This window comes from Paenibacillus thalictri, assembly GCF_004307995.1.
In the GTDB taxonomy this organism is placed as follows: Bacteria; Bacillota; Bacilli; order Paenibacillales; family NBRC-103111; genus Paenibacillus_AF; species Paenibacillus_AF thalictri.
In genome coordinates, this window is sequence record NZ_SIRE01000017.1 from 67,374 (window position 1) to 93,687 (window position 26,314).

The following is a 26,314-nucleotide window of genomic DNA, read 5'->3' on the forward strand; positions in this document are numbered from 1 at the left end:
GCTTTGGTGTCTCACGCGGTTCACTGCACGCGGGATCCGGCGGCGCCGTCAAGTGTAACACGACATATAGAGCGGCTGTGGAATAAGAATCGTTTTAGAGTTCGATGCTTCAGGCAAGAGGAGGATGGTTATGGAAATAAAAGTATATTCCGACTATGACGCGATGTGCGCGGCGACGGCGAAACTTATTGCCGACCATGTCAGAGCCAATCCGGAGGCGTTGCTGTCGTTTGCCGCGGGCAGTTCGCCCTTAGGCGTGTTTGCCAAGCTGATAGAGGCTGCAAAGAGCGGGACGGTCAGCTTTGCGCGGTGCCGTTTTGTCAGCCTCGATGAATGGGCCGGTCTTGACGGCAGCGCGCAAGGAAGCTGCAGGCAGACGCTGGATGAACATTTCTTCAAACCGCTGGCGGTTCCCGAGCCGCATATCCGTTTTTTTGACGGCAAAGCCGGCAGCTACGAACGGGAATGCGAGGAAATGGATGCATATATCGCGGGCCACGGCGGGATCGGGCTTATTTTGCTGGGAGTCGGCATGAACGGGCATTTGGGTTTTAACGAGCCGGGAGCGAGTTTCGAAGCGTATTCGCACGTAAGCCGCTTGGATGAGACGACCAAACACGTATCCGTCAAATATTTTGGCGAGAGCTTGCCGCTGACACAAGGTATTACGCTGGGGATTCGCCATATGATGGAGGCGGATCAGGCCATTTTAATCGCTGACGGACTCAAGAAAGCGGATATTGTACACGAAGCGCTGAACGGCGAGGTGACGAACCGGGTTCCTGCAAGCATCCTGCAGCGGCATAACAACTGCGCGGTATACTTGGATGCCGGTGCGGCCTCGAAACTAAAGCCGCTTCCTAATTCACTTTGAAAGGTGCTGAATGGTTTTGAGACATAAATTTGCGGCTCAACTGTATACACTGCGAAACGAGCTGAAGCAAGATTTTTACGAAACGCTGCGCACGCTGAAAAAAATGGGCTGGCACGCTGTGCAGATCGACGGGCTGCACGGTTACCCGGCCGGCGAGATCGCCGCGGTGCTAAAAGAGACGGGGCTGCGCGCGGCAGGCATGCACATCGGGCTGGACCGGATGAACGGCGAGCTGGAGAAGGTGCTGGAGGAAGCGCGGCTGTTTGGTACGACGGATTTCTTCTGCCATTACCTTGAGGAGAATATGCAGCATGTGGAAGGGTACAAGCAAGCCAAACGTGAGCTGCTTGCCGTGGCGCGCAAAGTATCGCCGCTGGGCTTCCGGGTCGGTTACCATCACCACGATTTCGAATTTAAGACCGAAGTCGAAGGGAAAGCGGCGCTCGACTTTATTCTCGAGCCGGAGGACGGCCTGGCGCTGTATCCGGAGATCGACACCTATTGGGTCAAAATGGGCGGACGCGATCCGCTTGCTTATATGGAGCCGTTCGTAAACCGGATTCCGGTTCTCCATCTAAAAGATATGACCCGTGACGAACGCCGGTATTTTGCCGAGGTGGGTACGGGTTCGATCGATTTTGAGCCGATCTTGGCTTGGGGAGAGCGCAGCGGGGTGGAATGGTATGCGGTGGAGCAGGACTATTGCCCCGGCAGTCCGTTCGACAGCCTGGAGCTGAGCCTCACCAATTTGATCAAAATGTCTGAAAAGCTGGGTCTCTGACCGTTGGCGAGTTTGAAGCGAAATCGATAAATCGGCTATAAAGTCCGTTAAAATACGTATCCATTTTTCGAGCCGGCGCCTCTATAATAAAGGAGCGGTTACATAAGGGACATAACGGACAACATCAAAGGAGCCGGCGGCCATGAGACATGCCATCGAACATTTTACGAAATTGGGGAAAGGCGTTCTGATCGCTTCGCACAGGGGCGAGTGGAACAGGTTCTCCGAAAACTCGCTGCTTGCCATTCAAGCGGCGATCGACATCGGGGCTCACATTGTGGAAATCGATGTTCAGAAAACGAAAGACGGCGAATTGATTTTGATGCACGACCGCACGGTAAACCGCACGACCAACGGAGCAGGCAAAATTTCCGAGCTGATCTTATCCGAGATCAAGTCGTTGCGCCTGAAAAAAGGCGAAGGCGGGGACCGTGCGGAGCTGACGGACGAGCACATCCCGACTTTGCGGGAAGCGATGCTGCTTGCAAAAGATCGGATATTGGTCAATATCGATAAGGTGTGGCCGTTCAGAGACGAGGTATGGGACGTACTGATAGAAACCGGTACTGCTGAGCAGGCGATTTTCAAAGGTACTGCGGCGAATAGCGAAGTTGAGGTGTGGCTTAACGCCAAACAACCGCGCCCGGTCTATATGCACATCGTTTTGGACAAAAATATCGGCGATTTGGACGCCGTTATCGCCGGAGCCGCTCCGGATGCATACGAGTTGGTTTTCGCCGATATGGAGGAACCGTGTGTTTCCGAGGCGACATTTGCCAAAATCAAAGCAACGGGCAGGCGCATTTGGATCAATATGATGTTCAAGCAGTTTGCCGGCGGCTTGACGGACGAACCGTCCGGCTGGGACTGGTGCCTTGAGCATGGGGCAAGCGTGCTTTTGACCGATCGTTCCCGCGATCTGCTGGATTATACAAGCGGAGAGCCCGGCAGCTGCAAAAAGGCTGAAATCACGGCGGATAACAGCGTCAACGAGCTATAGCTAAAATAGCTGAAGTAGCTAAGGTAGGCGCTGGGCATAACAGTCCCCTAGCGGCAGCGGAAACAAGCAAGGAGATTGGCTCCGTAAAAGGGCCAATCTCCTGTTTTTTTATCGCGTGCGGCCTGAGTATTCTCTTTCAGCGGAGGGGCCGACTGCGAGCGCCTTGCGGCACAAGCCGCTCCGCTCCGTTCATGTAAGGTCTGAGCGCCGGAGGGATGTGAATGGCGCCGTCCTCCTCCTGATGGTTTTCCAGCAGCGGAATGAGTATCCGCGGCGATGCGACCGCCGTGTTGTTGAGCGTGTAGCAGTACACCGGCCTGCCGTCTTCGCCGCGGTAACGGAGCATGGCCCGGCGGGCTTGGAAGTCAAGCAAGCTTGACGACGAATGGGTTTCCCCGTAAGCGTTGCGGCTTGGCATCCATGTTTCGATATCGTATTGCTTATACGTTTTTTGCGACATATCGCCGGTGCAGACGGCCATAACCCGATACGGCAGCTCCAGCAGTTGAAGCAATTGTTCGGCGTTGCTTGTAATTTCCTGCAGCAATCGCTCGGCGAGCTCGGGATCGGCTTGGCATAACACAACTTGCTCGACCTTGGCGAACTGATGCACGCGGTATAAACCTTGTACGTCTCTGCCGCTTGATCCGACTTCGCTGCGGAAGCAGGTCGAGGCGGCGGCCAGCTTGACCGGCTGCGACAAATCCAACATCTCGCCGCCGAAGTATGATACCAGCGATGCCTCCGATGTGCCGACAAGCCACTTGTTTTCGCCTTCAAGCTTATAAGTCTGGTCTTCGCCAAGCGGGAAAAATCCCGCATTGGTCATCACATCGGAAGTGACCATCAGCGGCACTTCCAGCAGGGTGAAGCCCGCCTCCACGAGCAGATCGACGGCAAGCTGCTGTACGGCACGATGCAGCAAGACACCTGCGCCTCTGAGGAAATAGCTGCGTGTTCCGCCGGTCTTGACGCCGCGGGGAATATCGATCATCTGATGCAGCTCGCCAAGCGATACATGGTCCCGGTAGGCAAAATCGAATTCCCGCGGCGCTCCTACCTTACGGACTTCCACATTATCGGCATCCGAACGTCCGACGGGCGAATCCGGCGAAACAATATTCGGCATGCGCAGCAGCAAACGGTCCACCGTATGTTGTGTTTCCGACAGCTCCGTTTCAAGCAGCGTAAGGCGGTTGTTGATTTGCTTGACGTTATCTTTGAGTACGTCAGACAAGGCAGGGGTTTGAGCAACGCTATCACTGCCTTCCGGAGGTTCGTGATCGGGGCGTTCCTCCTTATGAGCCGTTTGCCACCGCTCCGCGGTTTGCGCACGTTCCTCGCGAACGAGTGCGGCCACCCGCTGCGACAGCGTATTGCGCTCCTGCCGCAGCAGCTCGACCTCGCGCAGCAGCTCCAATTTTTTTTGCTGCGCGGCGGCCAGCTCGGCTACCGATACGGCAATACCTTTCTGATTTGCGGCGGTTTGAACCGTCTCCTGATTGTCCAAAATCCATTTTACATCCAACATGCCGTCCAGCTCCTTTTATTTAAAAAAACACAAAAAGCGCCCTGTCCTTATGGGACGAGGAGCGCTTTTCTCGCGGTGCCACCCAATTTGACCGGACATCAGGTGATGTCCGATCCGCTTTGGTTCCGCGATAACGGGCGGGCCGTTTAACTTGAGGGAAAACCCTTTAACGAAAACGCCTCCGAGTTGGAATCTCATCAACGGCATGTTGGCTGTTTTATTTTTATGTAGTATACATGATCCGGCATGGACATTTCAAGGGCGCGATTTTTTTTCGGATTGTATTGACTTGCCAAACACCCATGATATAATCGCTCAAGGTGCGGTTAGCCGGCACCGTTTGAAAGGGGGAAACCATATGGCTAAAACGATTACCAATCCTAGTCCCAACCCACTGCCGCTAGGCGCGACAGTGTTTCCGATACTGTTTGCAATCAGTATGGTACATTTGCTCAACGACGCGATGCAGTCGACCGTTTCGGCGCTTTTTCCTATACTTAAGGACTCGCTTCATTTGAGTTATACCCAGGTCGGACTCATTGCTTTCGCCATGAACATCACCGCTTCGTTCCTACAGCCGATCGTTGGGCTCACAGCGGATTTGAAGCCGCGGCCATATATTTTGCCGCTGGGCGTTTGCTTTACGCTGGCCGGTGTTGTCGGTCTGGCGCTGGCGCCGAATTTTGCGCTCATTTTACTATCGGTGATCTGCATGGGGGTCGGCTCGGCGATTTTTCACCCGGAATCGTCACGGGTCGCTTATTTGGCCGCAGGCAGCCGGAGAGGGCTGGCGCAGTCGATCTTCCAGGTCGGCGGCAACATCGGCAGCTCGCTGGGGCCGATCATGACGGCGCTTATTTTTGTGCCGCTGGGCCAATTCGGCGTCATGTGGTTTACGATTGCCGCCGTGCTTGCGATCGGCATCCAATATTATGTGGCCGGCTGGTACAGCCGCAGACAGTCGCAGCCGCGTCCCGCCGCAAAAAAAACGGTGGCGCGCAGCGGCACGGGTTTGACGCAGACCAGAGTGGTCACGGCGGTCGTGCTGCTCGTATTTCTTACATTTTCCAAGCATGTTTATATGTCCAGCGTCACCAGCTATTATACGTTTTTCCTAATTGAAGATTACGGAATTTCGGTAGAGAAAGCGCAGCTGTTCCTGTTTGCTTTCCTGGTCGCGGCGGCGGCGGGCACGTTTTTTGGCGGACCGCTTGCGGACCGGTACGGGCGGAGGAACATTATCTGGCTGTCAATTTTGGGAACGGCGCCGTTTTCCATCCTGCTGCCTTATGCCAATCTGTTCTGGTCGGGTGTGCTGTGCGTATGCGCCGGGTTTGTGTTGTCTTCGGCATTTTCGATCATCGTTGTTTATGCCCAAGAGCTGCTTCCCGGCAAGGTCGGCTTGATTTCAGGTTTGTTTTTTGGTCTGGCGTTTGGTCTTGGCGGTCTCGGTTCGGCCGTGCTTGGTTCGATTGCGGATGCGACCAGCATTGCATTTATGATGAAATTGTGTTCCTATTTGCCGCTGCTCGGCGTACTTGCTATATTTTTGCCGAAAGACGAGCAGGTTAGAAACGCGGCGTAAGGAAAGAAAGGCGAGAAGTTATGAAATGGTTTAAAATTATGCTTTATTTATGTTCCATCGTATGCGCAAATATCATTACGTCGGCGACACAGCCGTTTCATTGGGGCATATTTATTATCCCGGCCGGCACGTTTATTATCGGCGCTACATTTATATTCCGCGATCTGGTGCAGCAAGCGATCGGCCGCAGACATACGTATCTCGTCATTTTGACTGCGCTGCTGTTGTCCGGTGTATCGTCTTATATACTGGGAGATACGTTGTGGATTACCGCAGCGAGTGCGGCGACGTTTGTTTTGTCGGAAACGGTGGATACGGAGGTATTTACCCGATTGCGCGCTTCTGTCGTCAAAAGGGTTATGGTCAGCGGACTTGCCGGAGGTACGGTGGATAGCGCCGTGTTCGTCATTATCGGCTTGTCGCCGCTTGGGGCCGGATTTTTGCCATGGGAAGCGGTGCCGATGGCGATTCTCGGGCAGATGCTGGTGAAGGGCATTCTGCAGCTGCTTGGGGCGGCCTGCATCAGCATGATGCATATGAAGTCGGAGCCGACAATCAGAGCGTAGGCATACTCTAGAGTCACTTGCTCAAAGGGAGACAATCCAATTGTGCAAGTTATGGAACCTAAAGTGGAATCAGCGTTTGTTGCGGAAAGCTGCCTTGCAGAAGGCGGCTTTCCGCTGTTTATGAGCAATCATGCCATGCGGGTAAGCCGAACTTGTATTATTGTTTCATCGCCAGCATCTGATACACCGGCCGCCCGTCGCCGGACAGGCTCCTCGCCCTGCACTGAAGCTGGGACGAACCGTCCCCGTCCAGGAAGATGCCGTCAACCAGGCCGCGGCCGCCCAGCCGCTCCATAATAGCCAAGCGGAAGTCGTAGACGGTGCTGGGCGTTGGCGTAACGACCATATACAGCCGCTGATTGCGGTCAAACACAAGGGCGGACCGCATCCGCTCTTCGTCGTACGCCGGCATTTCTTCGGAGATCATGTGGTTCTCCCAGCCATATTCGTCGCCTAACCCCATGCTGACCCCGCCTTGCGCCCAATAATGCTGTTTGTCCGTTACGGACAGTTCGCTTGCATCCGTAGCGACCTGCACGGTAAATCGCCGGGTCAGTTCGTCCCATACGAGCGTACCCCGCTTTAAGTCGGCGTTAACACCGGTATTGTACCAGCCTGAGCCGTAGTCGCCGGGTTCGCCTTTAAGCGGCCGGTCGTTAACGACGGCAATGCTGAGCAAAGCGCCTTCCCAAAAAAATCCGCCGTTGATGCCGTAAAAGGGTGTGTTGGTCACATTTTGCTCAATGGTTGTTAGCTGCACATTATCCGGCGCTGTCTCCAGCACGTGCAGTTCAATTCCGCTTGCCGAAATGTGTTTTTCGTAGGTGTATTGCCGGGGATGACTAAAACCGTCATACATCCAATAAGCTGCCGCCAGCAGGATAACGATACAAAAAACAATAGGACCGACCGCCCTCATGCGATGACTCTTGAAGCTCTGCACAATGGAAGCAGCAGGGCCGGACAAGCGGCGCATGTGCAAGCTGCCAAACAAAGCGGGTTTGGTGTTGTTATCGTTGCGTCCCGTTTCGTGATTCATCGTATTACGGCAGACCCTCCTCTCCTGGAACCTGTTATTTCCAGTGTAAATGAAAAAACTTTGAAAATAAACATTGACCATTGTAGATGTTATATATATAATTGCTATAGCAAACAAATCTTTGGGGTGATGTTTTTGAGTATCGACAATTCACTCGGGTTTATATTAAACCATGCGGGGCGCAAGCTGACCCAAATGCTTACGCTTCGGTACCAGCCTTACGATATGACGACGGAACAGTGGTCGGTGTTGAACAGGCTGGACGAGCAGGACGGGATTACCCAGAAAGAGCTTGCCATCCGCTCGGAAAAAGACCAGACGAATGTTACGCGGATTTTGGATCAACTGGAACGGAAAGGTTTGGCGGAGCGGAGACCCAATGTGTCGGATCGCAGATCGTTCCTGACTTATATTACGGACAAAGGCAGATCGCTAATCGGCGTGCTTACGCCTATTGAAAAGGAGGTTGTCGAAGCCGTCTTGGACGGACTGTCGGAAGAGCAGCGTATCGCTTTGCGTGACATGCTGGTTCACGTAACCAATCATGCGAACAACTACATCAAAGAATCGGGGAACCATCTTGACTAACACAGAGCAGAAGTTATGGAATCGCAATTTTGTTGCTGTTTGTTTCAGCAGCTTTTTTTTGTTTATGACCTTTTATATTTTGGCCGTAACACTGCCGATTTATGTCATGGATACACTGCAGGGAGGTAAACAGCAGATCGGCCTCGTGACCACCGTCTTTATTATAGCTGCGGTTATTTTCAGACCGCTTGCCGGGAAATGGCTGGACGATTTTGACAAGAAAAAAATCATTATCGTCTCGCTTGTTATTTTCATGTTATGCTCGGCTGCCTACACGCTTGTTCATAGCTTAAGCGCTTTGCTGCTGCTGCGCTTTATTCACGGCATCGGCTTCGGAATGGCCTCAACCGCAACGGGGGCAGTCGCTGTCGATCTTGTTCCCGACGAAAGAAAAGGGGAAGGTATCGGTTATTTCAGCTTGTTTATGAGCCTGGCGATGGTTATCGGGCCTACGGTGGGCCTGACGGTCATGGACCACTTCAGCTCCGGCGTGATGTTTATATTGTGCCTTGTGTTTGCATTAATCGCTTGTTTCCTTGGGGTCAGCTTAAACATTCCGAAAAAAAGCGGCATGCCCAAAACGCCAAGCGCCAAAGGCTGGAAAAGCCTGATCGAACCAGGGGCCGTACCGATTGCGCTTGCCGGCAGCATCCTGGCGTTTTCTTATGGAGCGATTACGACGTTTATATCCGTATATGCCAAAGATATGGGGATCGGGCCGATGGCCAGCTACTTTTTTATGGTGTTTGCCGCGATGATCGTAATTTCCAGACCGTTTACGGGAAAAATGTTTGACCGCAAAGGTCCCAATGTCCTGGTGTATCCGGGGATCCTGCTGTTCACCGCAGGTATGATTTTGCTCAGCCTTGCCCATACCTCGTCTGTGTTTTTGGCGGCCGGAGCGGTGATCGGACTGGGCTTCGGGGCGCTGCTGCCAAGCTTTCAGACGATTGCTGTGCAATCGTCGCCCGGTCATCGCAGGGGAGCGGCAACGGGCACTTATTTTACGCTGTTTGATTCCGGTTATGGGCTAGGCTCCTATATGCTGGGGATATTGGCCGCCAGAACCAACTACCATACGATGTATTTTATCGCCGCTCTTGTCGTTGCTTGTACGGCGATCTTATATTACAGTCTGCATCACCGAAAAACGTCAAAAAACAGCCAAGGCGTCACAACGGCTTAACGATTCCGCTATCGCGCAAGCGATCCGGCGTATGAAGGAAGGGGGAACCCTTCCTTTTTGGCATTCCCCGCAAAGTGTCTATATAAATTGAACGAAAGGTGTGGAAGCCGTTCCATTCCGAAAGGAATTGTCTTACCCGCTTCAAACATCTTGTCTTGAATTCCTTTTATTAATGGGCCTGCGGTTCGTAGGAATTCAAAGCCAAAACTCGCTGGCAAGACAATTTCCTTTCTCCATTTCACTCTATTCTTCCGGAACTTCTCTTGTTCAATTTATATAGGAGGTCGATCCGGAATTCTGTTAGTATGGCTAACGGATAAGGCTTAACGTCAATTCTATTTCTGTTCGATTTCATCTGAACCATATGAGATGGCGGCTTAATGGCAGCTTTGAAGACCATTCACATACGAATCGTCACGGCCCAACGAGGGACGGACAGGAGCGCGCTTATTTGGCAAAAAAGCCGAGGTTATCATTTTTAACGGACAGGCCCGCACTTATTTGCTCAAAAAGTCAAGGAAACCACAGGTGGTAGGCAAAATAAGGTCGCTGATGTCCGTCACATTTGGCAAACCCCCGATTTTGCTTAAATTGCGTCGCTCACGTCCGTTTAGAGGGGGCAGGCTGATCGCATATTGGGTTATGCACAATGAATGGACCCGGTCTCCGTGGTCCGTTGAAGCGAATTAGGCGTATCCGCCCATCAACTACCTGAAAGTAACGTTAGATCAGGATCGATCTACTAGCTTTGAAGCCGAGCCCCCGCTTTGCGAGGTTCAGTTGCATTCCTCCAGAAACGGCTTATGATTCCCCGATATGGCGCTCCATCAGCTGCCTCAGCTTGGCTTCCGTTGCGGTTTCCGGCGCCGGAGTGTAAATGCTGCAGCGCAAATCGGCGCTGCCGTGGACTTGCAAAGAAGTCAAGTGAAACTGCATTTTGCCGGCTTTGGCATGGCGAAACTCAATCAGCACCTCAGGGGCTGAACGGACCTCGCTTTGCTCCCATAAATGAGTGAACTCGGGGTGGTTGTCTTTCATTTCCTGCAAAAACCGCTCATACCAATCGTCTTCGACATATTGCCCGTAATAGGCGCGGAAAATAGCCAAGAAACCTTTGGCGAAATGCTCCCAATTGACAGCCAGCCTGCGGAATTCCTTTCGGGTAAACACTAAACCGATCATGTTGCGCTGCTCGGCAGGAATTTCTTTAAAATCCAGAAATACGTGGGCGGCGGCTTCGTTCCAGCCTACGATATGGCATCGCCGGTCGGAGATAATCGTGGGACACGAGTGAAGTTCTTGCAGTATTTTTTCCAATGAGGGGCTGATCTCAAGCGGTTCTTCGTGCTCAAGGCCGGCTACCGGGCTGGAGTCCAGCGCCAGAGCAAATAAATATTTGCGCTCGTCGACGGTCAGGCGCAGCGCCGCGGCTATACAATCAAGCACAGAAGCGGATACTTTGATATCCCTTCCTTGCTCAAGCCATGTATACCAGGTCGTGCTGACACCCGCCAGTTGAGCGACTTCTTCTCTTCGCAGTCCCGGTGTCCTTCTGCGGATTCCTGACGGCAAGCCAGCCGATTGCGGGAGAATTTTGGCGCGCTGCGTTTTTAAAAAAGCTGAGAGAGCTTGCAATCGGGCTTGACGGTTCATGGCGATCGTTCCTTTCTTGCCGGCTTATCGGGTCATAGTAGTAATTATACTATGATAAGCAGCAACTTGTAATAGGATAATAAGTGTGACACCATAGGAATAGATCGTTTGTCATGATACGAAGGAGGAATCCGTATGGAAAGAGTAGTGATTACCGGGATGGGAGCGATCTCCCCGCTCGGCAACGACGTGGATACGATGTGGACGCGGATGCTTCGGGGGGAATCGGGCATCTCGCTGATCGATACATTTGATACATCGCGGCACAAGGCCAAAATTGCCGGCCTCGTGAAGGACTTTGACGCGGAAGCCAGGTTCGGCCGCAAGGAAGCGAGAAAAATGGACCGTTTCTGCCAATTTGCGTTAGCCGCGGCAGAACAAGCTTTGGAAGATTCGGGATTACAGCTGGACCGTATCGACAAGGACCGTTTCGGCGTTTATGTAGGTTCCGGCATCGGCGGTATCCAAAGTTTGCTGGAGCAGCATTCCGTGCTGCTTGCACGCGGCGCGGAGAGGGTAAGCCCGGTGCTCGTTCCGATGATGATCTCCAATATGGCCGCGGCGCTGATCAGCATTCGTTACGGAGCGATGGGCCCGACGTTATCGCCGGTCACGGCATGCTCCATCGGAAACACGGCTATTGGCGAAGCCTTCCGTTTAATACGCGCCGGGGGAGCCGACGTTGTGATCGCCGGGGGGACCGAAGCCGCGATTACGGAAATCTCGCTGGCCAGCTTCGGCAATGCTACAGCGCTGTCGTGCCGCAACGATGAACCGGCCCAAGCAAGCCGTCCGTTTGACGCGGACCGGGACGGATTTGTCATGGCCGAAGGGGCAGGCATTCTGATCATCGAAGCTTATTCCCATGCGCAGCGCAGAAACGCGCCGATCTACGGTGAAGTGATCGGTTACGGCGCTTCTTCGGACGCTTATCATATGGTGGCGACACATCCGGAAGGCACCGGGGCGTACCTGGCGATGAAGCAAGCGCTGAACGAGGCCAGTCTTAAACCTTCGGATGTCGACGTCATTAGCGCCCATGCCACAAGCACGGAAATCGGGGACAGATCGGAAACCGCCGCGATCAAAAGACTGCTGGGCGACGCGGCCTACAGCACTCCGGTCACGGCCAATAAATCGATGACCGGCCATATGTTGGGCGCGGCCGGAGGAATCGAAGCGATTGCGCTGGCCAAAAGCTTGCAGCAAGGGGTAATACCGCCGACCATCAATCTGCTGCGGAGCGATCCGGCCTGCGATTTGGATTATGTGCCGAATACGGCACGCCAAGATCAACTGCAAGTTGGCATGTCCAACTCCTTCGGTTTTGGCGGACATAATGCCGTCATTGTATTGAGAAGCATCTAGTCGAATATTACAAATTTACCAGGATCGCCTTTTCGTGCCCCGTTTTGCGGCAATGAAGGCGATCTTTTTGCTATTGTCAGGCATATGATAGTGCATCTACATGTGACTGATAAATTATCCGGTAGGACGGGGGAACAAGATGCACCGTTTTTGGGAAAAAGTGATTAGGCCAATCATCATTGCGGCGCAGCCGAACGTCATTGTGGAAATCGGTTCGCTCACAGGGTTAAATACGTTCAAGCTGTTGGATTACAGCAAACATTGCGATGCGCAGTGCATCGTCATTGAGCCGATGCCGAGGTACGATGCGGAGCTGGCAAGCTTGCTGTACGGCAAGCATGTCCGTTTTATGAAACAATTCAGCCTGGATGCGCTGCCTGACGTGGAACGATGCGATCTGATGCTGATCGACGGCGACCATAACTGGTATACCGTGTACCATGAGCTCAAGCTTGTTGAGAATATGGCGGCAAAGTCGGGAAGTTTTCCGATCGTGCTGTTTCATGATACGGATTGGCCATACGGACGGAGGGATATGTACTACTTTCCCGAATCGATTCCGGAACAATACCGTAAACCTTACGCCCAAAAAGGGATGGAGCCAGGCAGATCGGAGCTGCTTGCAGCAGGCGGATTCAACGTGCCGGCCAATAATGCGCTTTACGAGAACGGAGCGCAAAACGGAGTGTTGACGGCCATTGAGGATTTTATGGGGGAAACGTCCTTTAAGCTGCACTTTCATAAATTACATTCAAACAACGGTCTTGGCATTCTTGTGCCGGATCATTCGCCGATCCGCAAGGTGCTGCCTTATATTTTGGCAACTTCCGGGTTGTAAACAAAACCTTGTCCTGCAATGAGGAATCGATGATAGAGGGGAGCAACGCAGGTGACATTAACGTCGATCATTATGTTAACCCGCAACAGGGTAGACTTGACTGCCCGCTGCGTGGAGAGTGTCATTCGCCATTCGCCGGAAGGCGAATACGAATTCATTTTTGTCGATAACGGTTCGACCGACGGAACCTTGTCTTATCTGGAAACCGTGCCGCAATCGAGGCTGATCGCCAACGTTGCCAATCAAGGGTTCGCGGCGGGTAATAACCAAGGTATGGCGGCGGCCAGAGGGACGCATATCCTGTTATTAAACAACGATACGATTGTGACCCCGGAATGGTTCAGCGGTTTGCACTCCTGTCTGGAAAGGGATCCGTCGATCGGTATCGCCGGTCCGGTCTCGGATAACGTCGCTCCGATTCAACGGATTCAAACGCCGCCGTTTCGTTCGATGGATGAATTAAACGCAACGGCTTATTTGTGCAGGGCGCAAAATAAAGGCGCCGGGTTTTATTCGCATAAGCTGATCGGATTTTGCATGTTGTTTCATCAAAGTCTGCTTGATAAGATCGGCGGATTTGACGAGCGGTTTTTTCCGGGTAATTACGAGGACGACGATTTCAGCATTCGCGCGCGGATTGCCGGCAAGCGGTTATGGGTCGCCCAAGACGTATTTATTCACCATGAAGGTCAAGGGACGTTCCGGTCGGACGGCGTAGATTACCGCTTATCCACGCTAGCCAACGCCGAAAAATTTCGGGAGAAATGGAACATCGGCTTATCCGCCTTCGAGATCAGCCAACATGGCTACAATCCTTCGGACATCGTGGCTCGCGAAAGCTTTTTTATTCCCGAACGTCATTACGAACCGCTGACGTCGCAGACATTGGCGCCGGACGGTCATTCTCCCATTTCTTCTTCCATCGGTATTTCTTTTTCGGAGTCCAATTCCAACACCGTCTGAAGTTTCATAAAAAGCAGCATTTCTTTAATAATTAAATCTTCGATCAGCCGTTCCACGCTTTTGTTGATTTGAACAATTTCATAAATCGAGGGGCATTGGTTTAATACATGCTGAATTTTCTCGCCTTCCGCATTTAAAATATGCGAAATGCCAATCTCCTCCATTGCAATGGAGGTCAGCAATAAATGGATCGCTTCCTCGCGGTTTAAGTGAATTTCGGGCGTAATGTTAGGGATATTCGGCAGTGACATTGTTTTTCCCTCCCCGTTTCCGCATCAGGCTGTATTGCTAATGTATGAGGAGCGGCTTTTCCAATATGTGCGGTTTTGCCGGTGTTTTCCCCAAGAATCAGTGAAAGCAAGTCCGGTTTTCAAATGGATTTGCGGCCGTAACGGACCGGTTACCGGTCATTTCTTGTCGTTGTTATGTATGTTGAACCACGGTATTGTTTTGTTCGAGGAAGCCGGCGGTGCAAACTCAGTCTTGTGGTTTGGTTTGGGTTCGGGTCTGGTCCCGTGTTTTAACTCGGATTTCATCCCGGGAACGGGCGGTTTGGACATCTGAAGCAGCTTCCGGGTGCTCTCCTTTAACTCCTCCAAGGGGGCGTCCAAGGTTTTGCCCAGAATGGTGCAGGATGCGGCCAGCTTATCGATGATTTTCATCGTTTCCGTAGCGGCCTCGTGTATAGTCGTTATTTTTGACTTGGCATACGGATTGGATTTGATGACCGCTGCTATAGTTTCATAGTTCAGCTTGCTGATCGGCTTATTCATAACCTTCTTCCGTTTCTTCCGATTCGTCTATCAATTCTTTGCTGAGTTCTATCGTTCTTACTAATATTTTTTGTTTTTCGGACAACGCTTGGAGAATTTTGGCGACATGGCCTTGAAATTCGTTAATCTGCTTATTGCTCGGAGATGTGGGGAATCCGCCGTAATGCCCGGTAAACGCCTGGATTTTTTCGGCTTCGGCATTAATTAGATGGGCGATGGCCAGTTCTTCCAAGGCGGCGGACTCAAGGATATCTTTGACAATGGATTTATAACTTCTGATTTTGCGTTCTTCCGGATATTTGGGCATGCTCATATCGAATTCCTCCTGTACAGGCTACCTATTAATTCATCATATTCATCCATTAATAATGTAAGAACCTGCATCGGTTACAGAATTACGAAGAGAATGTATGCCCATAAAAAAAGGCCGGATATCCGCATCCGCGAAAATCCAGCACACATTCAGTTAACCCAAAGGTCTCAAGGCTTCGAGCGCTTCGACCATCTTCAGTTCTAGTAAAACTTCTTTTTTGATAATCGTTCTTAACGTTTGACTAACGCTGTTGTTGACTAAAATCAGTTGGGGAATGTTTTCGGACAATTGAATCGCTCTTTGAATTTTTTCCCCTTCGGCGTTAATGATGTGGGATAACCCGATTTCCTCTAACGCAATGGATACCAGAATCAGACTGATAGCGTCGCTTAAAGGAATATGCGGGGGAGGCGACATCGGAGGGATAACGGGCATGGACATGAGCATCAGCTCCTAAATTTAAGTAGAATCATGACTTATGACTGGCTTCGGCCGGAAGCAGTTCTTATTTCACTATATCGTATGGAGCATTGGAAAAATGGGTGCCTATCCCTGTTGAAGATTATTTTGCTGTCGGATCTTTTATTATCCGGCTTGGTTTTCTGGACTGCAAATCTGGCGGATGCCCTAGTACGAAGGGAGCTGTTCTATCATATTTTATTTCATAGCAGAAATGCAGAACGATGCACGGCTGCTTAAAACCGATATTCATTTAAAAAGGAGGTTTGCACGTGTCTCAATCCAATATTCCTAACATAACACCTGACATATCCATAACTAGGGACGATGCAATTAACTTGCTGCTGTCTTCAATCGCTTTGGAGGAGCTCGGGATAAGCCACATCATTAATGCAGAAGGGGAAAAAATTCAATACGCACTGGGTACGCTGCCGGGTGTAACAGCGCCGGCGGTTTCAACAATTAGCGATTTATTGCTTGTAAACGAGAGTGTACGGGCGACGATGCGCGACTTGACGAAGAAAGAGTTCGTACTCAGTAATAAGCTGGACAGCGTGTTGTCGATCGCGGGGCCAACGGTAAGTGTCACCGGCGCGACCGGAACGACGGGTGCCACAGGGGATACGGGCGCCACCGGTGTAACTGGGGCGGGCGTAACCGGAGCGACAGGAGCGACGGGTGATCCGGGAACTACAGGAGCCACCGGCGCGACAGGTGTCACCGGAGCCGGCGAGACCGGAGCGACAGGAGCCACGGGTGATCCAGGCGCCACGGGAGCGACGGGTGCGACAGGCGTAACCGGAGCCGGCGAGACGGGGGCGACAGGAGCGACAGGTGATCCGGGAGCCACGGGAGCCACCGGCGTGACAGGTGTGACCGGAGCCGGCGAAACGGGAGCCACGGGAACCACGGGCGAGACAGGCGCCACCGGGGCGACGGGTGTGACCGGAGCCGGCGAGACGGGAGCTACAGGAGCTACCGGAGCGACCGGGGAACCCGGCGGCGGCGGAGCGACAGGAGCGACGGGTGTAACCGGAGCCGGCGAAACGGGAGCCACGGGAGCCACGGGCGAGACAGGAGCCACCGGAGCGACGGGTGTGACCGGAGCGGGCGAGACAGGTGCCACGGGTGAGACAGGCGCCACCGGAGCGACTGGGGAACCCGGAGGCGGCGGTGCAACGGGAGCGACGGGTGTGACCGGAGCCGGCGAAACGGGAGCGACAGGCGCAACCGGCGAAACAGGTGCAACCGGAGCGACGGGTGCAACGGGTGCAACGGGAGCGACAGGCGTAACCGGAGCAGGCGGAGCCACAGGTGCCGGCACAATCATACCGTTTGCTTCCGGCGGGCCAATTACTACCACAACTACGATTGCCGGTCTAGTAGGCACCGCAGGTCTTGTAGGTTTCGGTTTCTCTGCCAGTAACGTTACGGTGGCCGGTGGAACGATTATTGATCTTACAGGTGTACCAGCCGGTCCGGTCCTTGACTTTGCATTTGTAATGCCACGCGACGGAACGATCACTTCTATAGCCGCAATGTTCAGCAATACGGCGTCCGTTATCGTTGGCCTTGGCGTTGTCACCATTACCGCACAATTGTTCAGCGCGCCGTCAGGCAGCAACTCTTTTACTGCGGTTCCAGGAGCTACCGTCGTACTTGCGCCGACTTTGACTTCTTTGATTTCTTTGGGCGGCATCAGCACAGGTTTTGTCAATGGGCTGTCCATAGCCGTAACGGAACAAACCCGTCTGATGATGGTGTATACGGCCACGGCCACGGGGATCACACTTGCGACAACGGCGGTCGGATATGCAAGCGCCGGGGTAACCATCGCTTAATAAACAGCTTCATAATCAATGAAAAAAAGCCTCCAAGACCGGTATGCGCCGGTTTCGGAGGCCTTTTTTGCGAAGCCGGATTCGAGATTACTCCCCAAGTCCCGCCCATTGTTCATAACACTTGATAATAGCGCTCATATCTTCATCGCCGTAACCTGAGCTGCAAGCCATTTGAAAGAGCTCCTTCACGGCGGCAAAAGCCGGCATCGGAACTTCCTGCGCTTCCGCGAAATTTCCCGCGAGCTTCAAATCTTTAAACATCAGCCGTGTCATAAACTGCGGCGAATAGTCTCCGGCCAGCATCTTTGGTCCCTTCATTTCCGCCATGCCGCTGCGTGCGCCGCCGCCGGATACCACTTCCAAAAATAAGGCGGGATCGATGCCCGACTTGCGCACCAGCGTCATGCTCTCGGACAATCCGGCCAGCGTCACGGCGACAAGCAAATTGTTGGCGAGTTTTACTTTGGCCCCGGCCCCTTGTTCGCCGATATATACCGCTTTTTGGCCCATTGCGGCAAACAGCGGCTTGCATTTCTCGTACAGCGCTTTTTGCCCGCCTACGATAAAGGTCAGCTTTTGGTCCCGCGCTTGCGGTTCGCTTCCGGTTACGGGCGCATCCAGCAGATCGACGCCGATTTCCGCAAGGGCGGCGGCAACGGCCAGCGTAGTCTCCGGCGAAATGGTGCTGCAGTCAATGACCAAGGATGCAGCCTGTTGGCCGCGCAATGCCGCTACGATGCCGTCTTCGCCGAGATAAACCTGCTTCACGGCGTTGTCGTCGGTCAGCATCGTAAACAGAATGTCGCTTTGCCGGGCGGCCTCCGCGACGGAATTGGCGACTTCGACCGAAGGGCCGAAGCCTTCCGTTTTACTGCGGTCCCTGTTGTATACAGTCAATTGAAAGCCCGCTTTCGCCAAGTTAGCGGCCATGTGTCTTCCCATAGTGCCTAGTCCGATAAAACCGATCTTCATAAGTGTAAGCCTCCCTAATTCATTTTCCTGTAAGTTTCCCGGTATTGGCCCGGGGTCATGCCTTCAAGCTTGCGGAACGAACGGATAAAATTTTGCGAGTTCATGTACTGCAGTTTTTCGGCGATATCTTTAATCGTCATATCGCTTGAAATCAGCCATTTTTTAGCCATAGAGAAGCGATAAGACGTCAAATATTCGCTGAACGTCATATTCGTTTCTTTACGGAAAACCCCGCTTAAATAGTTCGCGTTGTAATGCAGCTCGGATGCGCACTGCTCAATCGTGAGTTCGGTATCGTAAAATTTATGGATTTTGTCGATGATTTTTTCCGAGATGTTCTGATATTCCGAGTTTTGCCTGTCTTCGTAAATGCCGATGACCGGCTTAATAATCCGCGACCAGAACCATTCCTCGATTTCCGCGGCGATCGGCAGCTTGTTCAGCTCCTCGTAGAGCGAAGAACCGTCCGTATGCAGCTGATTCAGCGCAATGCCGGATTCCTGCATCGCCAGCAGCAGATTGTTCAGCAAGCGGAACATTGGGACTTGGTACTCCTGCGGCGACATATGATGTTCGAACACCACATGCATCAGCTTTTTCAGCAGATCGCGGGCTTTGCTTTCTTCAGCCAGCCGAATGGCGTCGAACAGCTCGCTTTCCGTCAGGAAAGGATAGTCCAAGTGCAGATGATGCTGGCCGGCGTTAATGTTCGCATAACGGATAATGACGCCGCCGCCGAGATGAATGCGGTGTTTCAGCGCCTCCAGACCTTCTTTATAGGCGATGGAGGCGTTTTTCGGGTCGGTGAACGGCAAGCTGATGCCGATGCTGATCCGCAGCCCGAGAACTTGGTCGACCGTTTGCTGCACCGACTCCGTGATGGCGTAAATGAAGCTGTTGAATTCCGGCAAATCATCGCTTTTTCCGCCGATGAGCGTTACTTGCGTCTGGTCGATGAACAACGGCTGCAGCCGAACTTCAGCCGGAATGATCTCTTCGATGATATTGTTGATAGCGAACAACAGCAGCTCGGTATCCTCTTTTTGGTAGCGGGTATGTTCCAGCGTATCGATCTGCAGCGTAATGACGGACAGGACCTTCCATTCGTTCATTTTCTCGCCGAACCCGAACTGCTCCAGCTTTTCCAGCAGATCGCTGCGCCGCAGCGTGCCTTGAAACATTTTGATCATAAAATAGCTGCGCGCCTGCTGGAGATGCCGCTGGGCCTCCTGCTCCAGCTCGGTTTTGGAGCGGAACAAATCCTGCAGCCGGTCGCCGATAATATCGAACTCGTTGACGGGTTCGCTGCCGTTCTGCAAGTTTCGGCCGCCGATTTGCATCATCAGCCGCTGGATAGGGGAATACATCTGCCGGGAACCAAGCCACGCGATAACGACAAATACGGCTACGATGATGAGGCACACCCAGATCGTATAACGGCCGATTTTTTTCGACTCCTGCGTCAAACTGTCGATGGAAATAATCGATAAGTAAACCCAGTTATTATAGGAGGAGCGAATATAACTTGCGGTATAAAGCTGTCCGTCCAGTTCGGCCTGAAATTGGCCTTTCGGTTTCTCCAGCTCCGTATCCGTCTTGATGAAGCCGGTATTGGTGGCGTATTTGCCGATCATGGAAGCGTCGGTATGAAACAAGATCCGCTCCTGATCGTCCAAAATCATCACCGTCTCCGATTCCCGCGGCGAGTAGTTGAGCAGCTCCGCCAGGCTGCAGGTCGGAATGTTGGCGTACGCAAGTGCGATCTTGTCCAAACTTTGGTCGGGCAGCTTTTTCACCAGACTGATCGTATAAGGGCATGAGCTGGAATTGGCCTTCTCTTCGCTGTAAAACCATATGCTTGGATTCAGCACCCACGAGGTGGTGCTGGGCAGCAGCAGCTGATTGGAAATTTGCGAATGGTGAAGATATTCGTCAAAACGGTAAAAACCGGAATTTTTGATCATCCAGTTCTGATTGAAATTCACGATAACGACATCTTCAACCTTCGTATAAGTCGATTGGGTGCCGCTCATTTCTTTGCGCAAATCCTTATACAGCATAAAATCGCTTGAAGAAAAAGGCTCGCTCAGCACCTTATTCATGACCGATGAATTTACTACTTGATTCAGGGCGTGATTGACGGTCCGCAGCGTCTGTTCCACATTCGAATTCATTTGTGTGAGCAGCTGCATCTGTCCGCGGTTGACCTGCTTCTGAATTTCCGTACTTGCCTGAAAATAGGAAAATAAGCCGAAAAAGATGACCGGGAGCGTACATAAAATGCAGCCGAATATGATTAGTTTTCTTAAATAACTGTGGTTGCGCATCCGAACCTCCGGTCATTTCTTGCATACTTCAAGTATCATTATATTGTAACACGGGATTCGGGACAATGCCCCGCGTTTCTCCGGCATTCCTTAAAATCTATCTTTCGTGTATAATCTAGTGGGAAATACATTATTTGACCAAGCGTCGAAGGGGGCGGGTTCATGCAAAACAGAACACGGTACAGCGGATTGCACCGGATATTCGCCGTTCTTTTTATCGCCGTTCTTACGGTAAGCGCTTGCAGCAAAGGGCAGGATAAAGCCGAACTCAACCGGGAGAAGGAGCAGTTCTCTCTCAGCATCATGGCGCCGCTGCACCAGGCTCGTCCTCCGAAGGATGAACTGATTGAAGAGCTGGAGAAAACGACGCAAACCAAACTCAATATCGAATGGGTTCCTAACGACATTTATCGGGACCGGTTAATTAATGCGCTGGAAACGAATTCACTGAAAAAAGTGACTTACGTAAGCCAACTCGACTACGTAGCCGTCAAAAATGCGATCCGCTCCAACATGTTTTGGGAAATCGGATCCTATTTGGATTCGTTCCCGAACTTGAAAACGTTGGACAAGCATATTTTGGACGAAACGACAATCGACGGCAAGATTTACGGTATCTATACAGAGCGCCCGGCGTCCAGGCAAGGCATCATATTGCGCAAGGACTGGCTGAACAAACTGCAGCTCAAGGAACCCAAAACAACCGAGGAATTGTATCAAGTATTAAAGCAATTTACGTATGGCGATCCGGATGGGAACGGCAGGGACGACACGTTTGGTCTTGCGGACCGCAACGATTTGATTTTTGGTGCATTTAAAACGCTTAGCTCTTACTTCGGCACGCCGAACAACTGGGTGGTTCGGGACGGCAAACTGATCCCCGATTTCACGACGCCGGAATACTTGGACACGATGAATTTTATGAAAAGGCTGTACAACGAAAATCTGGTCAACAAAGATTTCCCGGTCACCAGCAAGCAAGTGCAGCGTTATATGCTCATCAGCGGTAAAGCGGGAGCGATCATCGGCAGCATGACAGATGCCCCAAGACTTTCCGACGAGTTGAAAAAAATTAATCCTCAAGCGGAGCTTACGCTGGTCAACCGGATTTCCGGCCCCAAGGGTTACGGCGTTTGGTCAATACCCAGTTTCAGCGGCATTTTTCTGTTCTCCAAAAAAGCGATCCCGACGGAAGAAGAGCTGCGGAAGGTGCTGGCCTTCTATGACCGGATGATGAGCCCCGATGCGAGCAATTTGCTTCAGTACGGCTTGCTTGGCAAGCATTATACGGTCAAAGACGGCAAAGCGCTGATCATCAACGTGACGGCCGATTCCCGCAACGCCGAGGTGATGCCGCTGGAGGCGCTGCTGATCGCCAATCTAAGCAATCCGGGCATCCTCAAGGTGCATGAGGAAGCGCAGGATCCGCTTATTGTGCTCGCCGATAAACTGACGACGGACAACAGCCGGATGCTGATCACCGATCCCGCCGAAAACTTGTCCTCGGCAACCTACGATGCAAGAGGCGCCGATTTGTGGCAGATCATCTACAACGCAACTTACAATTATATCATCGGACGGATCGACGGCGCCGGTTTCCAAAGTGAAATCGCCAACTGGGAGCGCAAAGGCGGTTCGCAAGTGCTGGACGAATATAACGAAGCGTTAAAAAACAATATGGCAAGGAAAAAGTAAAAAAACGCCAGGTTCGGCAACGGACTTGGCGTTTTTTTTATGTGTAATCCTTCACCTCCACATGGAAGCATTTCCGTCGTACTTGTAAGTCGGGCTTGGTTATACCGCGGCTGCGGCATATCCCGGGGCATATCACCTATAATCATTAGCTCTGATTTGCCGGCAAATCGTTGATATGACAAGGTTTTTCGGCGAAGTATGAGCCGTTGATTGTTTACGTTACGACTGTGCGCATCTTAAGATAAGCGTGTGAAACAACACACCACATCTTCTTGGGAGGTCGAACGATTTGAAACAATTAACGACTCGCGGCAAATGGGCGGCAATCATCTGCACCAGCATGCTCGCCGCAACAGCGCTAGCAGGTTGCGGCAAGGACGCACCTCCAGCAGCGCAAAGTAATCCAAGCGCAGGAGCGGACAGCAGCAAAGCTGCAGCACCGGCCCCGGAAACTCCGCTGAAAATTACGATTATGGCGAATCTGCAAGCACCGGAAGTTCCTTCGGATACGATCAAGAAAATACTAGAAGAAAAAACGAAGGCAACCATTGAATTCCAATGGGTGCCGGACGGATCGTACGATGAGAAATTCCAGGCTGCATTTGCTACAGGATCTTTGCCGCAAGCGGCGTACATTAAGAACCAATCTTCCTTTATCTTATTGCGCGATGCGATTAAAAACGGGCAGTTCTGGGAAATCGGGCCGTATTTGAAAGATTACCCGAATCTAGCCAAGCTGAATCCGGACGTGCTGAAAAACACAAGCGTCGACGGCAAAATCTACTCTTTATTCCAGGAACGGCCGCTTACCCGTCAAGGTTTGATTTACCGCAAAGACTGGGCCGACAAGCTGGGCCTGCAGGCGCCAAAAACAACCGACGAATATTACAACATGCTGAAGAAATTCAAGGAAGCGGATCTGGCCGGCGGCGGTAAAACGCTTGGTTTGGCGGATCGCAACGATCTGATCTACGGTTCTTTTAAGACGCTGAGCATGTGGTTTGGCACGCCTAACGGTTGGGGAGTGGAAAACGGCAATCTGGTACCTGACTTCATGACCAAAGGTTACATGGACACCATGAAGTTTATCAAAAAGCTGCGCGATGAAGGTTTGATTAACCAAGACTTCCCGGTTACTTCCAAAACCGACCAGCAAAACCTGATGTACACGGGCAGAGCGGGCACGTATATCGGCTCCATGCCGGACTCCGAATCGATGCAGGACAAGACGTCGAAAAACATCAAGGAAGCTCAATACGACGTAGTCAGCGCGATTAACGGTCCTGACGGCAAACCGGTCACTTGGGCGCTTCCAGGCTACGGAACGCTGGTTGTATTCCCGAAATCGGCGGTTAAATCGGAAAAAGAGCTGAAGCAAATCTTATCGTTCTATGACAAATTCTTCAATCCGGATATCGCGGATTTGCTGAAATACGGCGTGGAAGGCACAAGTTACACGAAAAAAGACGGCAAAGTTGTGCCGAACCCGGACCAAAAAGTGTACGAAAAAGAGCTAAAGGCGTACCAAAGCATCGCGCTTGCCGATTCGACAAACATCTCGCCGGCGAACTATTCCATCGCTGTGCGTGAGAAAGCGGAAAAACTGTCGCAGGAAGCGATTAAATACGGTATTCCAGATCCGACTTATTCGCTGGATTCCAAAACGTTTAACGAAAAAGGTGCAAGACTTCAAGAAGTGATTAAAGACGCCTCCTATAAATTTATGACCGGCAATATCGATGAGAAGGGCTATCAAGCCGCAGTGAAAAAATGGCAGGACGACGGCGGTTCCAAAATTATCGAAGAGTACAACGCGGCGTACAAAAACGTCAAGAAATAACCGGTGAAAGACAGGAAAAGGCTGCTTACCTTTCGGCGGCCTTTCTCCTGATCGTTTCGGTTAGTGCAGCTTACAACGCAGAAAGGATGAACAGAACATGAACAATACGGCCGTTCAGCCCAAAGCCTTAAGGGCTCCGGGGGCGCGGGGCTCTTTGATGAAGCGATTGATCCGCAACCGGTACATGTACCTGATGATTTTGCCGGGACTTATCTATTTTATCATTTTCAAATATTTGCCGATGTGGGGATTAATCATCTCGTTTCAAGACTATATGCCGTACAAAGGTTTTTTCGGCAGCGACTGGGTCGGTTTAAAGCATTTCCAACGTTTGTTTACGGATTCGGAATTTTGGGTCATTTTCAAAAACACGCTGATCTTGTTTGTCATCAACATTTTGTTTTATTTTCCGGTTCCGATCCTATTGTCGGTCATGCTTAACGAGGTGGCTAACGCTTTCTTCAAGCGCTTCGTGCAGACGATTGTATATATACCGCACTTTATTTCCTGGGTTATTATCGTTTCGATTTCGTTTGTGATGCTGACGCTGGACGGGGGGATCATCAACGAAATGCTGGTGCTGCTTGGTTTTCAGAAGGTGAACTTCCTGATGAGCACAAGCTGGTTTCATCCGATGTACATTATTCAGGTGATCTGGAGAGAAGCAGGCTGGGGAACGATTGTCTATTTGGCGGCGATTGCGGCGATAGATCCGCAGCTTTACGAGGCGGCCAGAATGGATGGAGCGGGCAGATTTCAGCAAATATGGCACATCACGTTACCTTCGATCCGCAGTGTCATTATCGTCTTGCTCATTCTTAGAATAGGCAACGTTCTCGATCTTAGTTTCGAGCATGTGTATTTGCTGCTGAATTCCATGAACCGTCAAGTCGCGGAAATTCTCGATACCTACGTATATACGACGGGACTTAAGCAAGGACAATTCAGCTTCAGCACGGCGGTAGGGTTCTTCAAATCATTTGTCGGCTTGTTCCTTGTCGTCGTATCCAACCGTCTGGCCAAAAAGATGGGCGAAGAAGGCATCTACTAAATTGTTAAGGAGCAAACCTTATGGTACAAGATAAAACTTTGGGCAGCCGGATGTTTGATATCGTCAACATCGTGCTGCTAACGCTGATCGCCCTTGTCACCTTCATACCGTTCCTGCACGTCATCATGACCTCCTTCGCCACGGTGGAGGAACTGACGCGCAAGCCGTTTCTGCTCATTCCGACGGAATACAGTCTGAAGGCATATCAATACATCTTGTCTACCGGAGCGATCTTTCGTGCGCTTGGCGTATCGATAGGCGTTACGATCGTCGGAACGTTCATCAGCATGCTGCTGACCGCATTGATGGCTTACGGCTTAACGAGAAGAGACTTGGACGGCCGCAAGGCGATCAACTTGATGATCGTATTTACGCTGCTGTTTAACGGCGGATTGATTCCGACGTTTATTATCGTCAAAGAACTTGGGCTCATTGACTCGTATTTCGCTTTAATCGTGCCAACGGCGATCAATGCCTTTAACCTGATTATTATGCGCAGCTTCTTCCAAAACCTTCCCGACGGTCTGGAAGAATCGGCCAAAATCGACGGCTGCAACGATGTCGGCATTTTGTTCCGCATCGTCATTCCGCTGTCGATGCCGGCGATCGCCACGATCTCGCTGTTTTACGCGGTAAACTACTGGAATACGTATTTTAACGCAATTATGTATTTAAACGATGCCAACAAATGGCCGATTCAGGTGCTGCTGCGCCAAATCGTCATCGTGGCCAGCGGATTTGCTGCGGACACTTCTTCTTTCGGCGACGACTTCGTCAAGCCGCCGGAGCAAACGGTGAAGATGGCGGTTATCGTTGTTTCGACCGTGCCGATTTTGATCGCTTATCCGTTTTTGCAAAAATATTTCGCCAAAGGCGCTTTGGTCGGCTCTGTCAAAGGCTGATCCGGCGGGGAAAGCACCCTGCAGACTTGCGAGGAAATCATGTGTATTTCCGGCTTGATCTGGCGGTGCTTTTGATTTTGAGGGAGGCCGCGGATTCTGTCCGTGGAAGCAACGGGAATTTTTATTCATACTTGTGGGGATTGCGGGAAAGGGATGGCACTCCACCGCT

24 protein-coding genes are annotated in these 26,314 nt (G+C 51.7%); 15 read left to right on the top strand and 9 right to left on the bottom strand.

Features of this window, described 5'->3' with window-relative positions:
- Positions 1–130: 130 nt before the first annotated feature.
- From EYB31_RS22990 to EYB31_RS23000, 3 genes are all read left to right on the top strand, one after another.
- A complete protein-coding gene (locus tag EYB31_RS22990) occupies positions 131–874 on the top strand; it encodes a glucosamine-6-phosphate deaminase (RefSeq protein WP_131015768.1) in 744 nt (247 codons plus the stop codon).
- Positions 875–890: 16 nt separating this feature from the next.
- Positions 891–1,655 carry a sugar phosphate isomerase/epimerase family protein gene (locus EYB31_RS22995; RefSeq protein ID WP_131015769.1) on the top strand — a complete coding sequence of 255 codons (765 nt, stop codon included), beginning with the start codon at positions 891–893 and terminating at the stop codon, positions 1,653–1,655.
- Positions 1,656–1,797: 142 nt separating this feature from the next.
- Positions 1,798–2,655 (top strand): glycerophosphodiester phosphodiesterase family protein, encoded by an 858-nt coding sequence (locus tag EYB31_RS23000; RefSeq protein ID WP_131015770.1) that lies wholly within the window; start codon positions 1,798–1,800, stop codon positions 2,653–2,655.
- A 136-nt stretch (positions 2,656–2,791) separates the two neighbouring features.
- On the opposite strand, the gene serS is transcribed toward EYB31_RS23000, so the two are convergent.
- Complete coding sequence (serS, locus tag EYB31_RS23005; RefSeq protein WP_131015771.1) at positions 2,792–4,186, bottom strand: serine--tRNA ligase; 1,395 nt, start codon at positions 4,184–4,186, stop codon at positions 2,792–2,794.
- A gap of 358 nt (positions 4,187–4,544) precedes the next feature.
- Here serS and EYB31_RS23010 point away from each other — a divergent pair, with 358 nt between their 5' ends.
- Both EYB31_RS23010 and EYB31_RS23015 read left to right on the top strand, forming a co-directional pair.
- Positions 4,545–5,771 (top strand): MFS transporter, encoded by a 1,227-nt coding sequence (locus tag EYB31_RS23010; protein ID WP_131015772.1) that lies wholly within the window; start codon positions 4,545–4,547, stop codon positions 5,769–5,771.
- Positions 5,772–5,791: 20 nt separating this feature from the next.
- Positions 5,792–6,337 carry a VUT family protein gene (locus tag EYB31_RS23015; protein ID WP_131015773.1) on the top strand — a complete coding sequence of 182 codons (546 nt, stop codon included), beginning with the start codon at positions 5,792–5,794 and terminating at the stop codon, positions 6,335–6,337.
- A gap of 157 nt (positions 6,338–6,494) precedes the next feature.
- On the opposite strand, the gene EYB31_RS23020 is transcribed toward EYB31_RS23015, so the two are convergent.
- Positions 6,495–7,376, bottom strand: a complete 882-nt coding sequence (locus tag EYB31_RS23020; protein ID WP_240762752.1) for a phosphodiester glycosidase family protein — start codon at positions 7,374–7,376, stop codon at positions 6,495–6,497.
- A 135-nt stretch (positions 7,377–7,511) separates the two neighbouring features.
- On the opposite strand from EYB31_RS23020, the gene EYB31_RS23025 reads away from it, so the two are divergent.
- Positions 7,512–7,964: a MarR family winged helix-turn-helix transcriptional regulator gene (locus EYB31_RS23025; RefSeq protein WP_131015774.1), complete on the top strand. Its 453-nt coding sequence runs from the start codon at positions 7,512–7,514 to the stop codon at positions 7,962–7,964.
- Positions 7,957–9,150, top strand: a complete 1,194-nt coding sequence (locus EYB31_RS23030) for an MFS transporter (protein WP_240762754.1) — start codon at positions 7,957–7,959, stop codon at positions 9,148–9,150. The genes EYB31_RS23025 and EYB31_RS23030 overlap by 8 nt, the downstream gene beginning before the upstream one ends.
- 801 nt (positions 9,151–9,951) lie before the next feature.
- Here EYB31_RS23030 and EYB31_RS23035 read toward each other — a convergent pair.
- Positions 9,952–10,803 carry a helix-turn-helix transcriptional regulator gene (locus EYB31_RS23035; RefSeq protein WP_131015776.1) on the bottom strand — a complete coding sequence of 284 codons (852 nt, stop codon included), beginning with the start codon at positions 10,801–10,803 and terminating at the stop codon, positions 9,952–9,954.
- A gap of 135 nt (positions 10,804–10,938) precedes the next feature.
- Between EYB31_RS23035 and fabF the strand changes: the two genes are divergently transcribed.
- The 3 genes from fabF to EYB31_RS23050 all read left to right on the top strand — a co-directional run bounded on the left by fabF (position 10,939) and on the right by EYB31_RS23050 (position 13,972).
- The gene (fabF, locus tag EYB31_RS23040; protein ID WP_131015777.1) at positions 10,939–12,171 is read left to right on the top strand and encodes a beta-ketoacyl-ACP synthase II; all 1,233 of its coding nucleotides are present in this window, start codon (positions 10,939–10,941) and stop codon (positions 12,169–12,171) included.
- Positions 12,172–12,310: 139 nt separating this feature from the next.
- Positions 12,311–13,009, top strand: coding sequence for a class I SAM-dependent methyltransferase (locus EYB31_RS23045; protein WP_131015778.1), 699 nt, complete (start codon positions 12,311–12,313; stop codon positions 13,007–13,009).
- Between the two features lie 51 nt (positions 13,010–13,060).
- The gene (locus EYB31_RS23050) at positions 13,061–13,972 is read left to right on the top strand and encodes a glycosyltransferase family 2 protein (RefSeq protein ID WP_240762756.1); all 912 of its coding nucleotides are present in this window, start codon (positions 13,061–13,063) and stop codon (positions 13,970–13,972) included.
- Here EYB31_RS23050 and EYB31_RS23055 read toward each other — a convergent pair.
- The 4 genes from EYB31_RS23055 to EYB31_RS23070 form a co-directional block, all read right to left on the bottom strand.
- Entirely contained in the window at positions 13,909–14,223 is a 315-nt protein-coding gene (locus EYB31_RS23055) for an alpha-helical endospore appendage domain-containing protein (protein WP_131015779.1), read from the bottom strand. The genes EYB31_RS23050 and EYB31_RS23055 overlap by 64 nt on opposite strands.
- 156 nt (positions 14,224–14,379) lie before the next feature.
- Positions 14,380–14,745 (bottom strand): hypothetical protein, encoded by a 366-nt coding sequence (locus EYB31_RS23060; RefSeq protein WP_131015780.1) that lies wholly within the window; start codon positions 14,743–14,745, stop codon positions 14,380–14,382.
- Positions 14,738–15,058 (bottom strand): alpha-helical endospore appendage domain-containing protein, encoded by a 321-nt coding sequence (locus tag EYB31_RS23065; protein WP_131015781.1) that lies wholly within the window; start codon positions 15,056–15,058, stop codon positions 14,738–14,740. The genes EYB31_RS23060 and EYB31_RS23065 overlap by 8 nt, the downstream gene beginning before the upstream one ends.
- A 153-nt stretch (positions 15,059–15,211) precedes the next feature.
- Positions 15,212–15,499 carry an alpha-helical endospore appendage domain-containing protein gene (locus tag EYB31_RS23070; protein ID WP_131015782.1) on the bottom strand — a complete coding sequence of 96 codons (288 nt, stop codon included), beginning with the start codon at positions 15,497–15,499 and terminating at the stop codon, positions 15,212–15,214.
- 290 nt (positions 15,500–15,789) lie between these two features.
- Between EYB31_RS23070 and EYB31_RS23075 the strand changes: the two genes are divergently transcribed.
- The gene (locus EYB31_RS23075; protein WP_240762758.1) at positions 15,790–17,358 is read left to right on the top strand and encodes an exosporium glycoprotein BclB-related protein; all 1,569 of its coding nucleotides are present in this window, start codon (positions 15,790–15,792) and stop codon (positions 17,356–17,358) included.
- 87 nt (positions 17,359–17,445) lie between these two features.
- Here the strand turns inward: EYB31_RS23075 and EYB31_RS23080 are convergent, their stop codons facing one another.
- Positions 17,446–18,330: an NAD(P)-dependent oxidoreductase gene (locus EYB31_RS23080; RefSeq protein WP_131015783.1), complete on the bottom strand. Its 885-nt coding sequence runs from the start codon at positions 18,328–18,330 to the stop codon at positions 17,446–17,448.
- Positions 18,331–18,344: 14 nt separating this feature from the next.
- Positions 18,345–20,657 carry an AraC family transcriptional regulator gene (locus tag EYB31_RS23085; RefSeq protein ID WP_131015784.1) on the bottom strand — a complete coding sequence of 771 codons (2,313 nt, stop codon included), beginning with the start codon at positions 20,655–20,657 and terminating at the stop codon, positions 18,345–18,347.
- 162 nt (positions 20,658–20,819) lie between these two features.
- Between EYB31_RS23085 and EYB31_RS23090 the strand changes: the two genes are divergently transcribed.
- The 4 genes from EYB31_RS23090 to EYB31_RS23105 all read left to right on the top strand — a co-directional run bounded on the left by EYB31_RS23090 (position 20,820) and on the right by EYB31_RS23105 (position 26,145).
- A complete protein-coding gene (locus EYB31_RS23090) occupies positions 20,820–22,352 on the top strand; it encodes an extracellular solute-binding protein (protein ID WP_131015785.1) in 1,533 nt (510 codons plus the stop codon).
- Positions 22,353–22,692: 340 nt separating this feature from the next.
- Complete coding sequence (locus EYB31_RS23095) at positions 22,693–24,192, top strand: extracellular solute-binding protein (protein WP_131015893.1); 1,500 nt, start codon at positions 22,693–22,695, stop codon at positions 24,190–24,192.
- 97 nt (positions 24,193–24,289) lie between these two features.
- Entirely contained in the window at positions 24,290–25,243 is a 954-nt protein-coding gene (locus tag EYB31_RS23100) for an ABC transporter permease (RefSeq protein WP_131015786.1), read from the top strand.
- A 20-nt stretch (positions 25,244–25,263) separates the two neighbouring features.
- Complete coding sequence (locus tag EYB31_RS23105; protein WP_131015787.1) at positions 25,264–26,145, top strand: carbohydrate ABC transporter permease; 882 nt, start codon at positions 25,264–25,266, stop codon at positions 26,143–26,145.
- Positions 26,146–26,314 lie beyond the last annotated feature (169 nt).